Here is a 17564-nt window from a genome sequence, read left to right as displayed (position 1 = left end):
TTCGTTAATTTGATTTAGTTAGAAAGTTACGTTAATGCCACCAACAAATGTACGGCTCTTAGGATACGCTGCATAGTCGATACCGGGGTTCATTGCATTTTTCTTGCTCATGGTGTCTACTTCCGGATCAGAACCGCTGTAGTTTGTCCAACAATACAAGTTGTATCCTGTCAGATATATTCTGACATTTTGCAGGAAAGCTTTCTTCACCCATGTTTTGGGCAATGTATAACCTATTGTTATATTGTTGATTCGTAGGAAAGAAGCATCTTCTACTGCGTAATCATATATTTGTGCCTGTGTCATTGAAGCCGGGTTGTAGATTTGTGCGTTCCGGTTCAGCTCATTCAGACGTAATCCGGCAGTCATCATGTCACCATATGCTTCTTTCACGGCGGTGCTTTCTGCTGAAAGATTTAATCCGGTTGCAGGATCAATCCAGGAATAGCGATTGCCTAAAGCAAAATCATTATTCAGATTATACCCTTTCTTGCTTCCTGTCTGGAAAGACGACAAAAGCTTGGTACCGTTGAGAATCACATTTCCTACCGAATAGTTAAAGAAGAAATTGAAATCAAAGTTGCCGATATGACCGTCAAAACCGAATCCACCCATAACAGGGGCAATTGTGTTGCCTAAACGTTCTTTTACAGGTTGTCCGTCTTCGTCACATTTCAGCTTTAATCCACCGGGTTTATAAGAACCGCCTGTTACTGAAGCACTGTTGTCTTTCAGACCGTCGCGTAACACCCAGTTTCCGCCTTTCCATACTAAATCTCCGTTCGGGTTAGTTTTCGGGTCATACACTGTATAGAAACCATTGGCGCGATATCCCCAAATTTCACCTAAGCGTCCACCTTCTTCTACCCGGAAAACTTCATATTTGGAAATATTACTGCCTGCCCATTTGTAATCTTGCCACGGATTGTCAGTATTCAATTCATCGATACGGCTACGGTTGTAAGCGATGTTAAAGTTAAAGTTCAATCCAAATTTCTTTTGATCCACCAATACGGCATTGGCTGTAAATTCAATACCTTTATTCGATGTTTTGCCGAAATTTTGGTATTGATAGGAATAGCCGGTACTTGATGGTACTTCAGCCTGCATCAGCAAGTCTTTTGTCGTATTCCAATATACGTCTAAAGAGCCTGAAATGCGGTTGTTCCAAAAGCCGTAATCGATACCGAAATTACGGGTGACGGTTGTTTCCCATTTTAGATTAGGATTATAAAGCGTGGTGGTATGTTGCAACATGTTAGCCATTGATTCACCGAAGAAAGGAGCACGTGCAGAGTTGTCCGACATTGAGAAAGTAGTAGCCAATAATCCTGAGTTGATACGGTTATTACCGGCAGTACCGAAACTTAAACGGACTTTTAATGCGGAAAGCCAATCCTTGGCGTTTTCCATGAATGCTTCGTCAGACAGACGCCAAGCCAAAGCTGCGGAAGGGAACATTCCCCATTGGTTACCTTTGGCGAACTTGCTGGAACCATCGGCACGCATGGTAACCGTCAGCAAGTATTTGTCCATCATGGTGTAATTGACACGTCCGAAGAAAGAGAGCATGTTTTCTTTCGCACCGATGGTTGATTGTGTAGGCAATGAAGTACCTGCCCCCATATTCGCTTTCATATCGTCAAATCCCATTGATGTGGGGAAAGATACAGAGACATTTTCTATGGAATTTTTCCAGCTGCTGCTTACTTCATGTCCAATCAGGACATTCATGCGGTCACGACCACCGAAGAGTTTCTTGTTTTCGTAAGTTAATGTGTTGGCATTTCTCCAGTTTTTGGAAGTCTCTCTCAATAAGAAGGCTTGCGGACGTCCATTATATCCATACTTGGAGTTGGATACGGCATCTGTGCCCCAATATTGTTCTGTATCATCATATCTCCATCCATAACCGAATTCTGAACGGAATGTGAAGTTTTTGAAGGGTTTCCAATTTAAACCGATATTATAATTCTGGTTGAATGTCTTGCGGTTCTTTTCTGTAGCCAATAAGCGTTCTAGTGGTGTTGCGCTTGTTACCGAGTTATTCTCTTCATCTTCCAGATCGCCGTTGCTTAAAGCGTCGACCGGTCGGAAAGTTATTGCATTTGCAACAATTGAGTTAGCGGCATTGCTTTCGTTTGTATCTGCTCCACCGCTTAATCCTTCAATAGAAGAGTAGCTGAAACGTGCATTGAAATCAAGCGTCATCCATTGGTTCAACTCAGCATTGATTTTAGCATTTACATTATCTTTGTTGAAGCCGGAACCAAGCATGATACTTTTTTCTTCATTGTGAGCATAACTTACGCTATATTTAATCTGTTTGCTACCTCCGCTTACGTTTACATTATATTGTTGTTGGTTACCTGTACGTCCGAATATCTCGTCTTGTAAATCTTCTCCCGGGAAGGACTTCCAAAGATCCATATCTGCATAATTACCATAATTAGCAGTAGAACCAATTTCACGTTGATAAGCCACATAATCGTAAGGGCTTAAAACTTTAGTCATTTTAGCTACTTTTTTGAAACCAAAGGAAGCGTTAAAATCTACTTGTGTCTTACCTTCCTTACCACTTTTGGTAGTAACAATAATAACACCATTGGCACCGCGGGCACCGTAGATTGCAGTAGAAGATGCATCCTTCAGAACATCGATACTTTGAATTTCAGATGGAGCTATATCGCTAATGCTTGATACGGGAAATCCGTCCACGATATAAAGTGGGGAATTGTCTTGTGATAAAGAACCGCCACCACGTACGCGAATCTTGACGTCTGCATCAGGAGAACCTTCTGTCGTTGTGATATTGACACCAGCAAGTTTACCGGTCAGTGCTTCAGTTGCACTGGATACTGGTACCACTGCTAAATCTTTAGAATTTACTGATGCTACAGAACCTGTCAAGTCTCTTTTGTTAACTGTACCATAGCCGATAACAACTACTTCATCCAATGCTTGTGAGTCATCTTGCATAGTTACATTAACAGATTTTCTTCCTTGAATAGCAATTTCTTGTGTTTTCATACCAATATATGAAATCACAAGCGTCTTTTTTCCATCGACTTTGATAGAAAAGTTACCATCTAAGTCTGTAATCGTACCATTGGTCGTATTACCTTTTTCTACAACAGAGGCTCCTATAATAGGTTCTCCGTTGGTGTCTTTCACGTTACCTGTTACGGTAATCGTTTGCGCAGATACGCTGAGCGATATTGCCGAAAATAGTATTAGCAATAAGGAGCGCATGTTTTTCACTTTGTTAGACATACTTTGCATGTTTATAAATTAATGGTTGTTGTTTATTGTCTTTAATCTCTCTTAAGAGAGTTTATTCATCGCTACAAAAGTATGATAATATGAATGTAGCCATGTGCAATATTTGTTTTTCACCTCGTATTTTTTGTTTTTAGTTTGCTACAAGGTGTAGGAATTAGCTTTGGAAGGTAATATTTGTGTTATGAAGCGCGGCAAATATACGAATCCGGGGTTTATAAATTGACTTTTTCATCGGTTTTTATCCGGCATTCACCGGATTTTAAACCGTAAATCGACAGAAAAGCCTGTAGAAGCACAAAGAAATGGCGTATCTTTGAACCATCAATCAATTAAATATAAAGACGATGGAAGAGAAACAAACATTTTCACCTGCGGGCAGAGGCTTTTCCGGCAAGATTCTGATAGCTTCGCTTTTTATCATTTCCGGGGTTTTGTTGTTCGCCCGCAATATGGGATGGATTACTACTGAAGTATTCGATATGATCGTATCCTGGCATTCACTTCTTATTATAATAGGTGTCTATTCTATGATTCGGCGTCATTTCATCGGTGGAATCGTACTTTTTTTAATAGGTGTCTATTTTTTGATAGGCGGACTTTCATGGTTGCCGGAGAATTCACAGGCAATGGTATGGCCTTTCGCATTGATTATAGCAGGTATTCTGTTTTTCTTCAAACCCGGTAGGGACAAGAAGGCGAAATGGGCGCGCCGGCATGCAATGGAGCATCGGCAGAAATGGATGGAAATGCATCAGGGCAGACCAGGCATGAACTTTGGAAATGAACAACAGCAGCAGTCCGATTCGGTCGACGGCTTTTTACATTCGGAGAATGTTTGGGGGGCTGCACGCCACGTCGTCCTTGACGAACTATTTAAAGGAGCCGAAGTCCGTACTTCATTTGGCGGGACGACTATTGATTTGCGCCATACCCATATTGCGTCGGGAGAAACCTATATCGACGTGGATTGTAACTGGGGCGGAATCGAGATATATGCCCCTTCCGACTGGAAAATCGTATTTAAATGTAACGCCTTCTTTGGTGGGTGTGATGACAAGCGTTGGCCGAACGGGGATGTTAACCAGGACAGTGTATTAGTAATTCGGGGCAAGATCTCTTTCGGCGGTCTGGAAGTGAAAGGTTAGCCTATGAAAGCACATCCGATTATAGATTATCCTTTTCGCTGGATTCCGATGCTGGTGCTGGCGTTGGTTCTGGTTACCTGCCAGGTTGCCTTGGTGTGTGGATACACAGGAACCGGCTATATTCCCGCTTTGGTAGACGGAATAGCAACGATTGCTTGGTTGGCGGCTATTGCTTACCTGGCGTGGTTTGTCGTCGGACTTGTTTCGCTGTTCCAGACGGATGTCATTATGATACTGGTCGGAATCCTGCTTTGGCTCGCAGGTAGTTTTATGGTATGTGACATTATGGAGCGGATTGCAGGAGTATCTTATATCCCTTTCGCCCAAACGATACCTTTCCGGTTATTATTCGGACTACCGATTCTGATTGCGGTCACTCTTTGGTATCGCCTGATTGTAGCCAAAGAAGAAGCCTTGAACCGGGAATTCGAAAAGGAACTGATTGTGCATCAGGTGACCGAACAGCAAGCTGAACCGCCAGTCGAATTAATCGACCGCATTACAGTAAAAGACGGTTCACGTATTCATTTGGTCAAGTCCGATGAGTTAATCTACATACAAGCATGCGGGGATTATGTGATGTTGATAACCCCATCCGGTGAATATCTGAAAGAACAGACGATGAAGTATTTTGAAACACACCTGTCTCCGGATACATTCGTCCGCGTGCATCGTTCTACGATTGTCAATGTGACGCAAATATCACGGGTTGAATTATTCGGGAAAGAAACCTATCAGTTATTACTGAAAAACGGCGTGAAATTGCGGGTGAGCCTTTCCGGTTACCGGTTGTTGAAAGAACGGTTGGGATTATAAAGGATACAGGTGAATTAAGAAAAGTAACCCGATAACTTACCGTTCAAAACGGTGATTTTTGATGATGTGCCCTTTCTATGTTTTATGATAACATAGGAAGGGCACATCATTTTTACACTTCTGTGCGGATGAGGAGTATTATTTGCGCCAAGTCCGTTTTTTACTCCTTTTCTACTAAATCTTACTCTTTTGTTTCCATATGTTTTCTCAATTTTGCACTGTCGAAAGACCAATGTGTTAACTAATGATTATCTTTAAACTATATAAACTAATATTTATGAAACATCTATCAAGTCTATTTCTTCTGTTGTTTCTCTTTTGCTGCTCTTGTACACAGCAGATGGATGATGAATGGAAACAGGATGAACAACTTCCCAATGCGCCCGAGATGCATCCTGTCGGACTCTCTTTCAGCAGGGCGAGTCTTGAAACCTTTGCCGGGCAGGGAATTTCCGAAATCGGCATTTATGTATATCTGACAGACTCCATGGTTTATGGAAAGACCCTTCCTTTAGGTAACGGGAACTTGAAAGTAGACCTGCCTTTGGGAGAGAACCTGCAAACTTTCGTTGTGGCGAACGCTGCGCGTCTGGTAGATACGGACAGCCTTTCCAAGGTAGTGGTTTATCAGGACGTATTTGCTCAAAAACCGGTATATATTTCGGATGTCGTGGGATTTACTTCTGATAAGTCGGTCAGCTCGCTCAATATAGAGTTGAAGCGCTTGGTGGGACAGGCAGTGTTCCAACCTAAGGAGACGGAAGAAGAACTGAATGCAATCACCCGTTTTGACCGGTTGGATGTCACCTTTACGAATGTGGCAGTGGGGTATAAAGTGAAAAGTAAAGAATGTATAGTAGAAGATGTGACCTTCTCCACCAGTCTTTCTACCGGCTTTACCGCTTCGGTCTATTCGTTCCCGACAATAAACGGCAGTTCCAGGACATCAGTGGATGTGGTCTACCTGAAAGGGGGCGAAGAGGTGAACCGTATAATCAGCCCTCTTGATACAGGCATAGGCTTCGAACCTTCCAAACGTTCTACCGTACACATGAAGATTACGGATGAAAATTACCTGGACGAACCTTGGCCGTCAGTGCGTGCGGTTACATATAAAGAAAAAGGTGTGCCGGTTCAACCGTTTACATTAGAAGTTTCAGAATTTTAAAAACAGGAGTTTTATGAAAAGTATATTCTATTCACTGGCGGGACTGATACTCCTGTCGGGAACCATTGCCTGTTCTGAAGAAGAACGATATGCCACCTCGGTAGTAAAAGATATAGAGTTGTTCCTGAATGATGAACCGTGGTCGGTGAACACGGGCTCGTCCAACAAACCTCTGTTTATCTATGCGTCCGATGGTGAATATGTGGCTAATTATTCATCGCTTTACCGTTTCCAGTTGGCTGACGGAAGCTATAATATCATTTCTACCACGCAGTCCGATTCTATCCCTGCTCCGAAGAATCTGAATGATATTGTGATCAATCAAGATCCGGCAGGCAAAACCAAGTATGCCATTTCGGCACCGGTGACGTATAAGTCTCCCTTTAACGAACCGCTTAGCATACGTATGTATAGCCGTACAGGGGTGCTTCGCCTGAAATCCACCGACCGTAAATCCGATAAGAGCTATTCAAAATTACGTGCGGTAATATCTTCACCTGTCTCAGGCTTCAGGCTCTCGGATGCTACTTTCGTAAAAGCTCCGACAGAAGTGCAACGTGAGAAAGAGACTGCTACCGGTGGCGTGAACTACACTGACGACCTTGTATTATTTGAAACGCAGAGCGGAAATGAAAAAGTTTCCGTACGTATCGACTATCTGGACAAGAACAATACGGTGATACAATCTAAAGCTATTGACGGGGCATTCTCCATTTTGCCTGATGATACCGTACAAGTGGCGTTTGCGTTGAACAATGTAGACGAGCCGATAATACAGGACTACACTGTGAGCATTGCGTCGGAAGGATGGAATGAAGAAGACATCAACCCCGAAGCTCCGATGAGAATCCCCGACGGATACAGATACGTTAGTCCGGAAGAAAACCTTGAATCTATCTGTAAGTCGATGTTGGCAGATGCTTCGGTGAACGAGGTGAAACTCTTCCTGAAAGCCGGAGCGACCTATAAATTAGGTACACAGACCGAAATTCCGAAAGCTCTCTATATCATGGGACAGACACCGGGTGACAGCGAAGAACCGGCATATATGGAAATGGGTAACATGAGTATCAACTGCCCTGATGCCATTATTGAAGCTTTCCACTTCGAGAACCTGAAAATAAAAGTGACAACTTCCGACTTTTTCAAGTTTAAGAACCAGGCTTTCCATGTATCCACTATTTCATGGAAGAATTGTGAGATAAGCGACTTGGGACGTACAATGTGGTATCAAGAAGTGGATGCCCCCCAGAAGCAGGTGGTTGATAATATTGTGATTGAAAATTGTCGGTTCTTCGGCTTGAATTCTAGCAAGAGCGGTATGTTCGGTCTTTCTACCAAACAAGATGCACCGGTACACAACTTTGTGTTCAAAAACTCCACATTCCATGCCAACAACTTGACGAAAGCTCTGATAACCGGCTTGGGTTCTATGACAGGAGAACTCAACGTGACAATAGAGAACTGTACGTTCGTAAGTATGGCTCCTGTCGGAATGACCTTCTTTGATTTGAATCCGAAGAATACTTCTTCATTCAACCTGATTGTCCGCAACAATCTCTTTAGCGGTGTTTGTGAAGCCGGTCAGGGAACTTGGTTTACGACAAGGAACATCACCACCAAGACTTTCGCGAATAACTACCGCACCAACGGTTTTGTAGTAGCCAACTGGGGAGTCGATGCCGCTGAAATACCGGCAGAAACAGCCCTTCCGATGGAAACACTCTTCAAGAATGTGGCAGACAGAGATTTTACCATTACCGATACAAACTCTGAAGTATATACAAACGGAATCGGTGATTCGCACTGGATAAAGTAATCAATAGAGTATTAATAATATAAAGATACAAGACATGAGATATTTTCTATTTATACTGTTGGCAGGACTGTTCAGCGCATGTAGTGCGGATGACGATTCCAATGCAGCCGCAACTGCCGCCAAACTGGAAGTGTCGAAAAACGAGGTGAAGCTGAGCAATGTGAACGGCTCGTTCACCATCAACATAACGGCTACCTCTGAATGGACTGCCGAGGTGACCTCGACAGGTGGCTGGTTGAGTATATCCAAAAACTCGGGAGAGGGCAATGGTGACCTTCGCCTGTTCTTCACCGAGAATACGGACGGCCCCAAGCGTACAGGTACGGTCAAAGTTTCAATGACGGGCGCAGGCTCTACATTGGAACAGGAGATTAGCGTTGAGCAACTCGGTGCCGACCCCGATATTCTGTTTGATTGTTCATCAGACCCCTTGCCGTTCAGGGAAGGTACATTTGTCTGCAAAGTAGTGGCAAACGTGGAATGGGATGTGGATATAGCAGAAGAATACAACTGGATTAAGTTGAAAGAAACAACACCAAGAACCCGTAGCTTTGCTACTGATGAAGTAACATTCACCGTAGACGCCAATGCGAATCAGGAAGACAGGACAGCTATTCTGGCATTCAATTCCGTAGGCGGCTACACCTTGCAACGCATCTTGAAAGTGACACAGGACGGAGTAAGCGGTAAGGTAACCATAGAACAGGACGAGTATATCCTTCCTTATAAATTCCGTACATTGGTTATATCGGCTCCGCAGGGAGAAAATCCGGTAGATTACGATGCTTCCATATCCGAAACATGGATTACACAGGACAGGAGAAACTCTACTGCCGACGAGGTGGTACTGAATATCGAAGATAACAGTAACAGCCCGTTACCACGTACGGCGACAGTCAAGATATTGGATAAGACACTTACCATTTTCCAATACGGCAGACCCGATACAAGCATCGGTGATGACACTTCTGCTTCTATCCTTGCTTTTCCGGGCGCTGAGGGTGGCGGACGTTTTACTACCGGCGGCCGTGGCGGCGAAATCTATCATGTGACAACGCTGGCAGACTATAACAAAAATGAAACTCCTATCGAGGGAAGCTTACGTTACGGAATCGAAAAATCCAACCAACCGCGTACGATTGTCTTTGACGTATCCGGTATCATCGAACTGAAAAGAGGTCTGTATCTGAACGAGTATCCCAATCTGAGCATTATCGGACAGACAGCGCCGGGTGACGGTATCACCTTGAAGAACTATAACTTCACCTTCAATCTCTCTAAAGATCCGGCCATAGGTGCAGGTTCCAGTCTGAATGCCGTTGTTCGCTTCCTACGCTGTCGTCCGGGCGACCAGTTTGCCGATTATGGTGAAGACGCTATCGGCGGGCGTTACTTCAAAGATGCCATTATCGACCACGTTACGGCAGGATGGAGTGTGGACGAGACGCTGACTTTCTATGGTGTGCGGAACTTCACGGCACAATGGTGCATTGCTTCCGAAAGCATGAACCTGTCCAATCACGCCAAGGGCGCCCACGGTTACGGAGCCATGTTTAGCGGTGACAACGCATCGTTTCACCATATATTACTGGCACACCACGGTAGTCGGTGTCCGCGTATCTCCGACTTGTCCGCTCCCGGCACACAAGAATCTTACGACTTTACCGGATATTTCGATGTGCGAAACAACGTCTATTATAATTGGAGTGGAAGGGGACAAGGCAGTTACGGCGGAAAGTACGCGTCTTTCAACCTTACTAACTGCTACTACAAACCGGGGCCTGCCACCGGAACCAACAACCGCTCTTACCGGATTCTTTCGAGCGACCCTACCGCCAGAGCCTATATTAACGGCAACTATGTAGCGGGTAACTCTGATGCAACGACTGATAACTGGACAAAAGGTGTCTGGGAACAATTTGACTCTTCACTGGGTAATGTTCCTGATGCTGACAAGCAGGCCATGAAGATGGCGGACTATCAGCCTTACAGCAAAGTGACCAGTCATACAGCCGCGCAGGCTTATGACAAAGTACTTGAATACGCCGGAGCCTCTCTGCGCAGGGACTTGATAGACCAGCGTGTAGTCCGCGAAGTAAGGGAAGGTACCTATACCCATATCGGTTCCAAACCTGAAGAGGACGGCAAGGACAAACAGCCCGGAATCATTGATACCGTATCGGATACCGAAGGTTATATTTCCGTGAAATCATTGACACCTTGGCCTGATACGGACGGTGACGGTATTCCCGATATTTGGGAAGAGGCTTACGGCCTGAACCCCAACGACCCGAATGACGCATGGCAGATAAATTCCTCGGTCGACCCTAACGGACGCTATCCGAACATCGAAGTTTATTTCCACAACCTGGTACAGCACATCATCTACTATCAGAACCAGGGCGGTGTAGTAATGGAAAAGAAATAAACCTGTGGAGCAAATAAATCTATTTATAATAAAAGCATAGAATGATGAATAAAATAATCATAAACATATTTATCCTGCTGTGGGTAGCGGTGGGTGCTATGGCACAGACTGCTACCGTGACTGGTACGGTGACCGATGACATGGGGTCGGTGATTGGTGCCACAGTGACGGTGCAAGGCACTTCGATAGGTGCTACAACCGATTTGGACGGTAAATTTACATTAGCCGGTGTGCCCAATGTAGCCAAGGCCGTGCTGATAGTTCGCTATGTAGGTATGGAAGAGGTAAAAGAACCGTTGAAAGGACGTACCTCCAATATCCAAATCCACATGAAGGAAGCAATCGGCGTATTGGACGATGTGGTAGTAATCGGTTACGGAACCCAGAAACGAGGCAACCTTACCGGTTCTATCGCCAGTGTGTCTGGCAAGATATTGGAAAAGGTGCAGACCACTTCTGTCGGCGAAGCCATTGTCGGTAAATTGCCGGGTGTGCAGGTGACCACGGTAGACGGTTCTCCCGATGCCGAAATCAAAATCCTGGTACGTGGCGGAGGATCTATCACACAGGATAACAGCCCGCTTATCATCCTCGACGGTTTTGAAGTAAGCAGCCTCAATGATGTTCCTCCTACGGATATCGAGTCTATCGAGGTATTGAAAGACGCGGCTTCTACAGCTATTTATGGGGCACGTGGAGCCAACGGTGTAATTCTGGTGACCACCAAGCGTCCGCAGGAAGGGCGTGTGGTGATTAACCTCAATGCTTATATGCAGACCAAAGAACTGTCAAAGAAGCTCGATGTCATGGATCCTTACGAATTTGTACTGATGCAATATGAAAGTGCCCGCCAGAAAAGTTCTAATCCTACAGATTTTAACAATAAATACGGGCATGCGTATGAACACTATATCTATCAGGGCAATCCCGGAACCGACTGGCAGGATGAAGTGTTCGGAAGCAATCCGGTGGCAAAGTCGATAGACCTCAGCGTGAACGGAGGTACTGAAAAAATCAAATATAAACTATCTTTCATCCATCAGGATCAGCCGAGCGTGATGGTGGGCAACGGATTGAAACAGAACAATCTGAATGCCTCCTTCAACTTCAAGCCTTACAAATTCCTGACACTTGAGTACCGCACCCGCTTGCTGCATAAAGAGGTGGACGGTTCGGGCACGGAAGGAGTCAGCCTGCTGACGGCTTTGCGCGAAAGACCTACCACCGGTCTGGACGAATATATGACGCTTCCCGAGGATGATACCTATTTTGACCCCGACCAACTGGATGAAGTGACCCGCTTCAATCCGATAGAAGAATCGGAGAAGAACTATAAGAAGAGAATCAACAAGTCTCTCAATACGATGGGTGCCGTCAAATGGGACATCATAAAAGGTATGACCTTCCGCACCGAGTTTGGTTTTGAGAATAATTCCGAAGAGCAACGCCGCTTTTGGGGAATGGGCACAAGCAATGCCCGCAACAACAATAATCAGCCGATGGCGGAATGGAGCATGAAGCAAGGCACCAAGTGGCAGCTTACCAACGTGTGGAACTACAACTTCATGTTGAAAGACGCGCATTCCATCGACCTGATGCTCGGACAGGAAATAAAGCATAACCAGACCACTACCAAAACTTTCTCCACCCGTTATCTCCCTGAAAGCATCACGGCGGAAAAAGCATTTGACAATCTGTCATTGGGAACTGCTTACCAAAACTCTTCGGTGTCCGATTCTCCTTCGCGAATCTCTTCTTTCTTCGGGCGTGTCAACTACGGCTATAACGACAAATATCTGGCTACGGTGACGCTACGTGCCGATGGCTCTTCCAAGTTTGCGTCCGGCAACCGTTGGGGATTCTTCCCGGCAGGAGCACTGGCATGGCGTATGTCTAACGAAGATTTCCTGAAAGATAGTCAGGTGGTATCCAACCTGAAGTTAAGATTCAGTTATGGTATCTCCGGTAACGACCGCATCGACACCGACCTTTATCAGAAATTGTATCGTGCCAACAATAACCGTCCGGCGGGATGGGGCGAGACAAGCCATTATTACTACACGTTCTATAACACTAAATATGTGTACAATCCCGATGTGAAGTGGGAAAAGACCATTACACGCAATATCGGTCTTGACTTCGGTTTCTTCAAAGAACGTCTGAGCGGTACTATCGAATATTACTGGAATACAGTGAAAGACTTGTTGGTTCCTTCGGACATCCCGGGTTACACCGGTTACACCAAACTGATGACCAACGTCGGACAGACCTCGAACCGCGGTATCGAACTTCAATTGAATGCCTGGCTGGTAGAGACGAAGGATTTCTCGCTCAACGCTACCTTCAATATCGGTCATAATAAAAACAAGATTGACAAACTGGCAAGCGGTGAAAAGGAATGGATTCTTACTTCGGGATGGAGAAACGACGTCGTAAATTCCGATGACTACCGTGCTTATGTAGGCGGCACAAGCGGCTTGATTTACGGGTACGTGAACGACGGGTTCTACACGGTAGACGACTTTGAGTCTTTCGACACGCAGGCTCGTACATGGAAGTTGAAAGCGGGCGTAGTCGATTCAAGCCCGTTGTCCGACACTCCGCGTCCCGGTAATGCCAAGTTCAAGAAACTGACTCCGGTAGACCCCAACAGCACCAATCCCTATCAGTTGACGGAAGCCGACCGTACCGTTATTGGTAACACTACTCCGAAGTTCTCGGGTGGTTTCGGACTCAATGCCACTTACAAAGGGTTTGATTTGAGTATGTTCTTCAGTTATATGTACGATTTTGATGTGCTGAATGCCAACAAGATTATGCTGACCACCTGGGCGGACAATAAAGACAATAACTTCCTGATGGATATAGCATCCGACAAACGTTGGCGCAACTTTGACGACATGGGTAATGAGATTCGTTATAGTCCCGAAATACTGGCGGAATTCAACAAAGACGCGACCATGTGGAATCCTACTTCCATCGGACGTCCTATCAGTATGTCGTATGCGGTGGAAGATGGCTCGTTCCTGCGTCTTAGTTCGGCTACGTTCGGTTACACCTTGCCTGTAGCATGGACGAGGAAAGTAGGTTTGAACAAAGTCCGTTTCTATGTGTCGGGCAACAACCTGTTTGTCCTCACCGGATATAGCGGCTATGACCCCGAAGTGAATATCGCCACCGGGTTGACTCCGAACATTGACTACAACCGTTATCCGCGCAGCCGTACCTATACATTCGGCGCACAGTTGACTTTTTAATTGAAATCTATAAAAAGAAGAACTATGAATAAGAAACTGATATATTCACTCATTGCCGGAAGCATGCTTTCCCTGACATCCTGCAATGATTTTCTGGACGTGCAGCCGGCTTCCGGTTTTACTCCCGAGTACATATTCTCCGACGAGGCGGAAATGAAGGCGTTGATGACGCGCATCTACTCTTCCATGACGGAGGACGGATTGTACGGCAGCAACCTTGCCAGCGGCTTGAATACGAATACCGATGTGGAGATGAGCTCGTTCAAGAACAATACGGTCAATACCAACGGTTCGGACATCGGCTGTTTTGACTCCCGTCCCACATGGTCGGTATTGAACGCTACATGGAACAACCTGTATTACGCCATCAACTATGCCAACGACTTTTTGCAGGCTGTGCAGGAGTCACCGCTTTTTTCCGCCAAAGTCACCGGTGACATTCCTACCGAGACACAACAGATGTATGGAGAAGTGAAAACGCTTCGTGCCATGCTCTATCTGGACTTGATTCGCACATGGGGAGATGTCGTGTTTGTCACCGAACCGACCGAATCTACGGATAGCTTCTTCAGCTTGGGCACTACCGACCGTAATGTTATTCTGGAATATCTGATAAATGACCTGATAGCCGCGGAACCGATGATGAAATATGCCGCAGATTTGGATTACGGCGTGGAGCGTGCTTCCCGTGAATATTGCCAGGCGCTTATCGGGCAACTCGCCCTCTACCGTGGCGGTTGGACGCTTCGTGCCGACAAAGAGGACGTGACTCATGTCGGTTATATGGAACGTGGCGATAATTTTGAACATTATTATGAGATTGCCGTCACTTGGCTGGGCAAGGTGATTAAAGAAAGCAAGCACGACCTTACCCAAAGTTTTGAGAACCTGTGGGTGAACGAGTGTAATTGGAAGACAGCCAACAATGACGATGTGCTTTTTGCCGTCCCGATGCTGAAGAGCGTCACAAGCCGCTACGGTTATAATATCGGTGTCACTATCGCGGAAGGGAAACATGCCTATGGCAGTGCCCGCAATTACGTAACTTTCTGCGGGACTTACGTTTACTCGTTTGACAAGGACGACTTGCGCCGCGGCATGACTTGCGTGCCTTATAAATATGACAAAGACCTGAATCAGGAGATTGATATGGGCGTAACCGGCATGGGGGCAGGCAAATGGTCAAAACTCTATATGCAGTCTCCGCTGGGTGCTTCCAGTGGTTCGAACACAGGTATCAACAGCGTGCGTATGCGCTTTGCCGATGTGCTGCTGATGTATGCTGAGGCCGTGAACGAACTCTACGGCCCGCGCGATGATGCCAAAGAAGCGTTGAAACGTGTCCGCCGCCGTGCTTTCGATACGGCTCAATGGACGGACAAAGTGGAGAACTATGTAGAAACCCTGACCAACGAGGCGGACTTCTTCCAAGCTATTATGGACGAGCGTAAGTGGGAATTTGGCGGAGAAGGTATCCGCAAGTACGACCTTGCCCGTTGGAACAAGTATGGTGAGGTCATCTATAATCTTTATAACGAGATGGTTAACTGGGGTGTCGTGGCACGGGGAGGATACGTTCCGGGCATTGAGAAAGTACCGACCAACATCTACTACAAGCAAGTGGAAGACCCTGAACATCCGGACAGGATGGTGCTGGATATTGTAGGTATCGACGAATACGGCCCCGGTGTAGGTCGTCCTGCCGGCTACACGGTATTGGAATATGCGTTGGGATGGAGAGTGTTGAATAAGGAGACACAACTTTACGAGACACTGGATGCCATTTCATGGAGCTTCCGCGGATTTATTAACAAGAACAACGACCAGTTGGTGAAACCTACCGACCCTGTGAGATACCTGTGTCCTTATCCTTCCAAGGTCATAACAGACCATCGCGGATTGATTCGGAACTATTATGGATACTAATCAGTAAAAGACAAAACGTTATGATAAAGATATTACGAAAACTTGCTACGGCTATGCTGCCTGTACTGCTGTGCGGCACTTTACTTGCGGGCTGTGAGGAAGATTACAAATACGCCAAGGTGGACGACTTGTTTCAGCCCCGGTTTGTATTGGAGAAACCGGAGGTGAAGGCAAACTCTGTGACATTGGTATGGTATAAAGTGAACGATGCCGCCTCTTATACAGTGGAACTCTATCGGGATCAGTATCACACGGATTTGTTCATGAATCTGGAAACCACCGACCCTTATGTGTTCATTGACGATATACCCTACGGGACGACTTTCTATATCCGTGTGCGCAGCAATGCTGCCCGAACTGAAAACAACTCACAATGGAGCTACGTCAGTGCTTCTACCGAAGCGCGTCCGGAGTACGCCAAACTGGTGGAAGATGTCTCCAAAACCGAGGTTACGGAATCATCGGCTGTGATTCGCTGGAAGAAAGACAACAAACAGAATCCGGTGGATAGTATAAGCATCATGCCTATGATGGATACCACCCTGTCCGGTGTGAGCCGCTATCTGACTATCGAAGAAATGATGCAGGGATACGCTGAAGTGGACGGTCTCACCAAGAATACGCTGTACGCTGTCAACTTGTATGATACCAGTAAACCGCGTAAGTATGACAAACCTTACAATCAGGTTACTTTCCGTACAGCCGGGCCGTCGGCAATGTCCATACAGGTAGGTCTGGACGATGACTTGTCCGCTATGTTGCTGAATAACGACGTTAACCCCGAAGTGCCCGAAGGAACGGAATACTACTTGCCGGCAGGTTCTTCCTATCGCATCACTCCGTTCACTCTGATGAAAGGTTTCCGTTTGGCAGGTAGTCGTGACGGTGTCAAGCCTGTTGTTATTTTAGAGGGTAGTTGGAGCGTGGCAGAGGGTTCTTATCTTGCCAGTCTGGAATTTGATAATATAGAATTCCGCCACGAAGCCAACAATAATTACTTTATGAATTCCGACAAACCGTACACGATAGAAAATGTCAGCTTTGTAAATTGTGATTTTATCAGTCTCCGCCGTGGTTTCTGGCGTCATCAGTCTGCCAATGCCAAGCACATTATGAACTTCGAGATGGAAGGATGCCGTTTTGAAGGTTGCGGATGGCAAACCAGTGCATATGGTTTGGTTAATCTTCAGTCTTTCAACAAGGATAACGGAGTGTCTTATGACCAGTTAGACCGTGCCATCTTCCGCAACTGTACGTTCAGCAATGACAATGACGGAACGAACGGCTATGGTTGGGGGAATCTGTTCTATGCTCCTTATATGGATAAGCCTGTCTACTTGGAATTTAAGAACGTGACTATCTACAATTACAGCCGCAACCAACGTCTGATTAACATAGAGTCTGCCGTAGGTTCCGAACTGGTAATGAAGGGAATCTTACTGGCATCTCCTTGTGGTGACCTGTTTGCTATCGGTGCGAATACCACTACCACCTTCTCCGACAACTATACTACATCAGACTATTTACTGGGTGGTAAGAATATGAACGCTACCGACCTCGACATTACGGCCGCCGAATTGTTTGCCGACCCGGTTAATGGAGACTTGACGATTAAAGATACTTCGTCTCCGATAGTAAGCAGTCGTGCCGGTGATACGCGTTGGTTACCTTAAGAAAATAAACAGAGATTTATTTAATGAAATAATATGAGTAGAAATAAACT

9 protein-coding genes are annotated in these 17564 nt (G+C 45.7%); 8 read left to right on the top strand and 1 reads right to left on the bottom strand.

All coding sequences use genetic code 11. The features are described 5' to 3' along the window. Positions 1-18: 18 nt before the first annotated feature. Entirely contained in the window at positions 19-3273 is a 3255-nt protein-coding gene (locus AB5443_RS13510; protein WP_368113944.1) for a SusC/RagA family TonB-linked outer membrane protein, read from the bottom strand. Between the two features lie 353 nt (positions 3274-3626). Between AB5443_RS13510 and AB5443_RS13505 the strand changes: the two genes are divergently transcribed. From AB5443_RS13505 to AB5443_RS13470, 8 genes are all read left to right on the top strand, one after another. Next, a complete protein-coding gene (locus AB5443_RS13505) occupies positions 3627-4427 on the top strand; it encodes a LiaF domain-containing protein (protein WP_022137802.1) in 801 nt (266 codons plus the stop codon). A gap of 3 nt (positions 4428-4430) precedes the next feature. After that, on the top strand, positions 4431-5243 hold the full coding sequence (locus tag AB5443_RS13500; RefSeq protein ID WP_195663115.1) for a LytTR family DNA-binding domain-containing protein: 813 nt from the start codon (positions 4431-4433) through the stop codon (positions 5241-5243). Between the two features lie 277 nt (positions 5244-5520). After that, complete coding sequence (locus AB5443_RS13495; RefSeq protein ID WP_368113942.1) at positions 5521-6411, top strand: hypothetical protein; 891 nt, start codon at positions 5521-5523, stop codon at positions 6409-6411. 13 nt (positions 6412-6424) lie between these two features. Continuing rightward, entirely contained in the window at positions 6425-8230 is a 1806-nt protein-coding gene (locus AB5443_RS13490; protein ID WP_195405850.1) for a DUF5123 domain-containing protein, read from the top strand. 34 nt (positions 8231-8264) lie between these two features. Further along, positions 8265-10658, top strand: a complete 2394-nt coding sequence (locus AB5443_RS13485; protein ID WP_195405851.1) for a BACON domain-containing protein — start codon at positions 8265-8267, stop codon at positions 10656-10658. A 44-nt stretch (positions 10659-10702) separates the two neighbouring features. Continuing rightward, a complete protein-coding gene (locus AB5443_RS13480; RefSeq protein WP_195406036.1) occupies positions 10703-13915 on the top strand; it encodes a TonB-dependent receptor in 3213 nt (1070 codons plus the stop codon). 24 nt (positions 13916-13939) lie between these two features. Then, complete coding sequence (locus AB5443_RS13475) at positions 13940-15841, top strand: RagB/SusD family nutrient uptake outer membrane protein (RefSeq protein WP_368113939.1); 1902 nt, start codon at positions 13940-13942, stop codon at positions 15839-15841. A gap of 20 nt (positions 15842-15861) precedes the next feature. Further along, positions 15862-17514: a DUF5123 domain-containing protein gene (locus tag AB5443_RS13470; protein WP_368113938.1), complete on the top strand. Its 1653-nt coding sequence runs from the start codon at positions 15862-15864 to the stop codon at positions 17512-17514. Positions 17515-17564: the final 50 nt, after the last annotated feature.

This window comes from Bacteroides sp. RTP21281st1_H5_RTP21281_210402, assembly GCF_040918965.1.
Taxonomy (GTDB): domain Bacteria; phylum Bacteroidota; class Bacteroidia; order Bacteroidales; family Bacteroidaceae; genus Bacteroides; species Bacteroides congonensis.
Note: the sequence above shows the minus strand (reverse complement) of the source record. Positions and strands in the feature narration are given on the sequence as shown.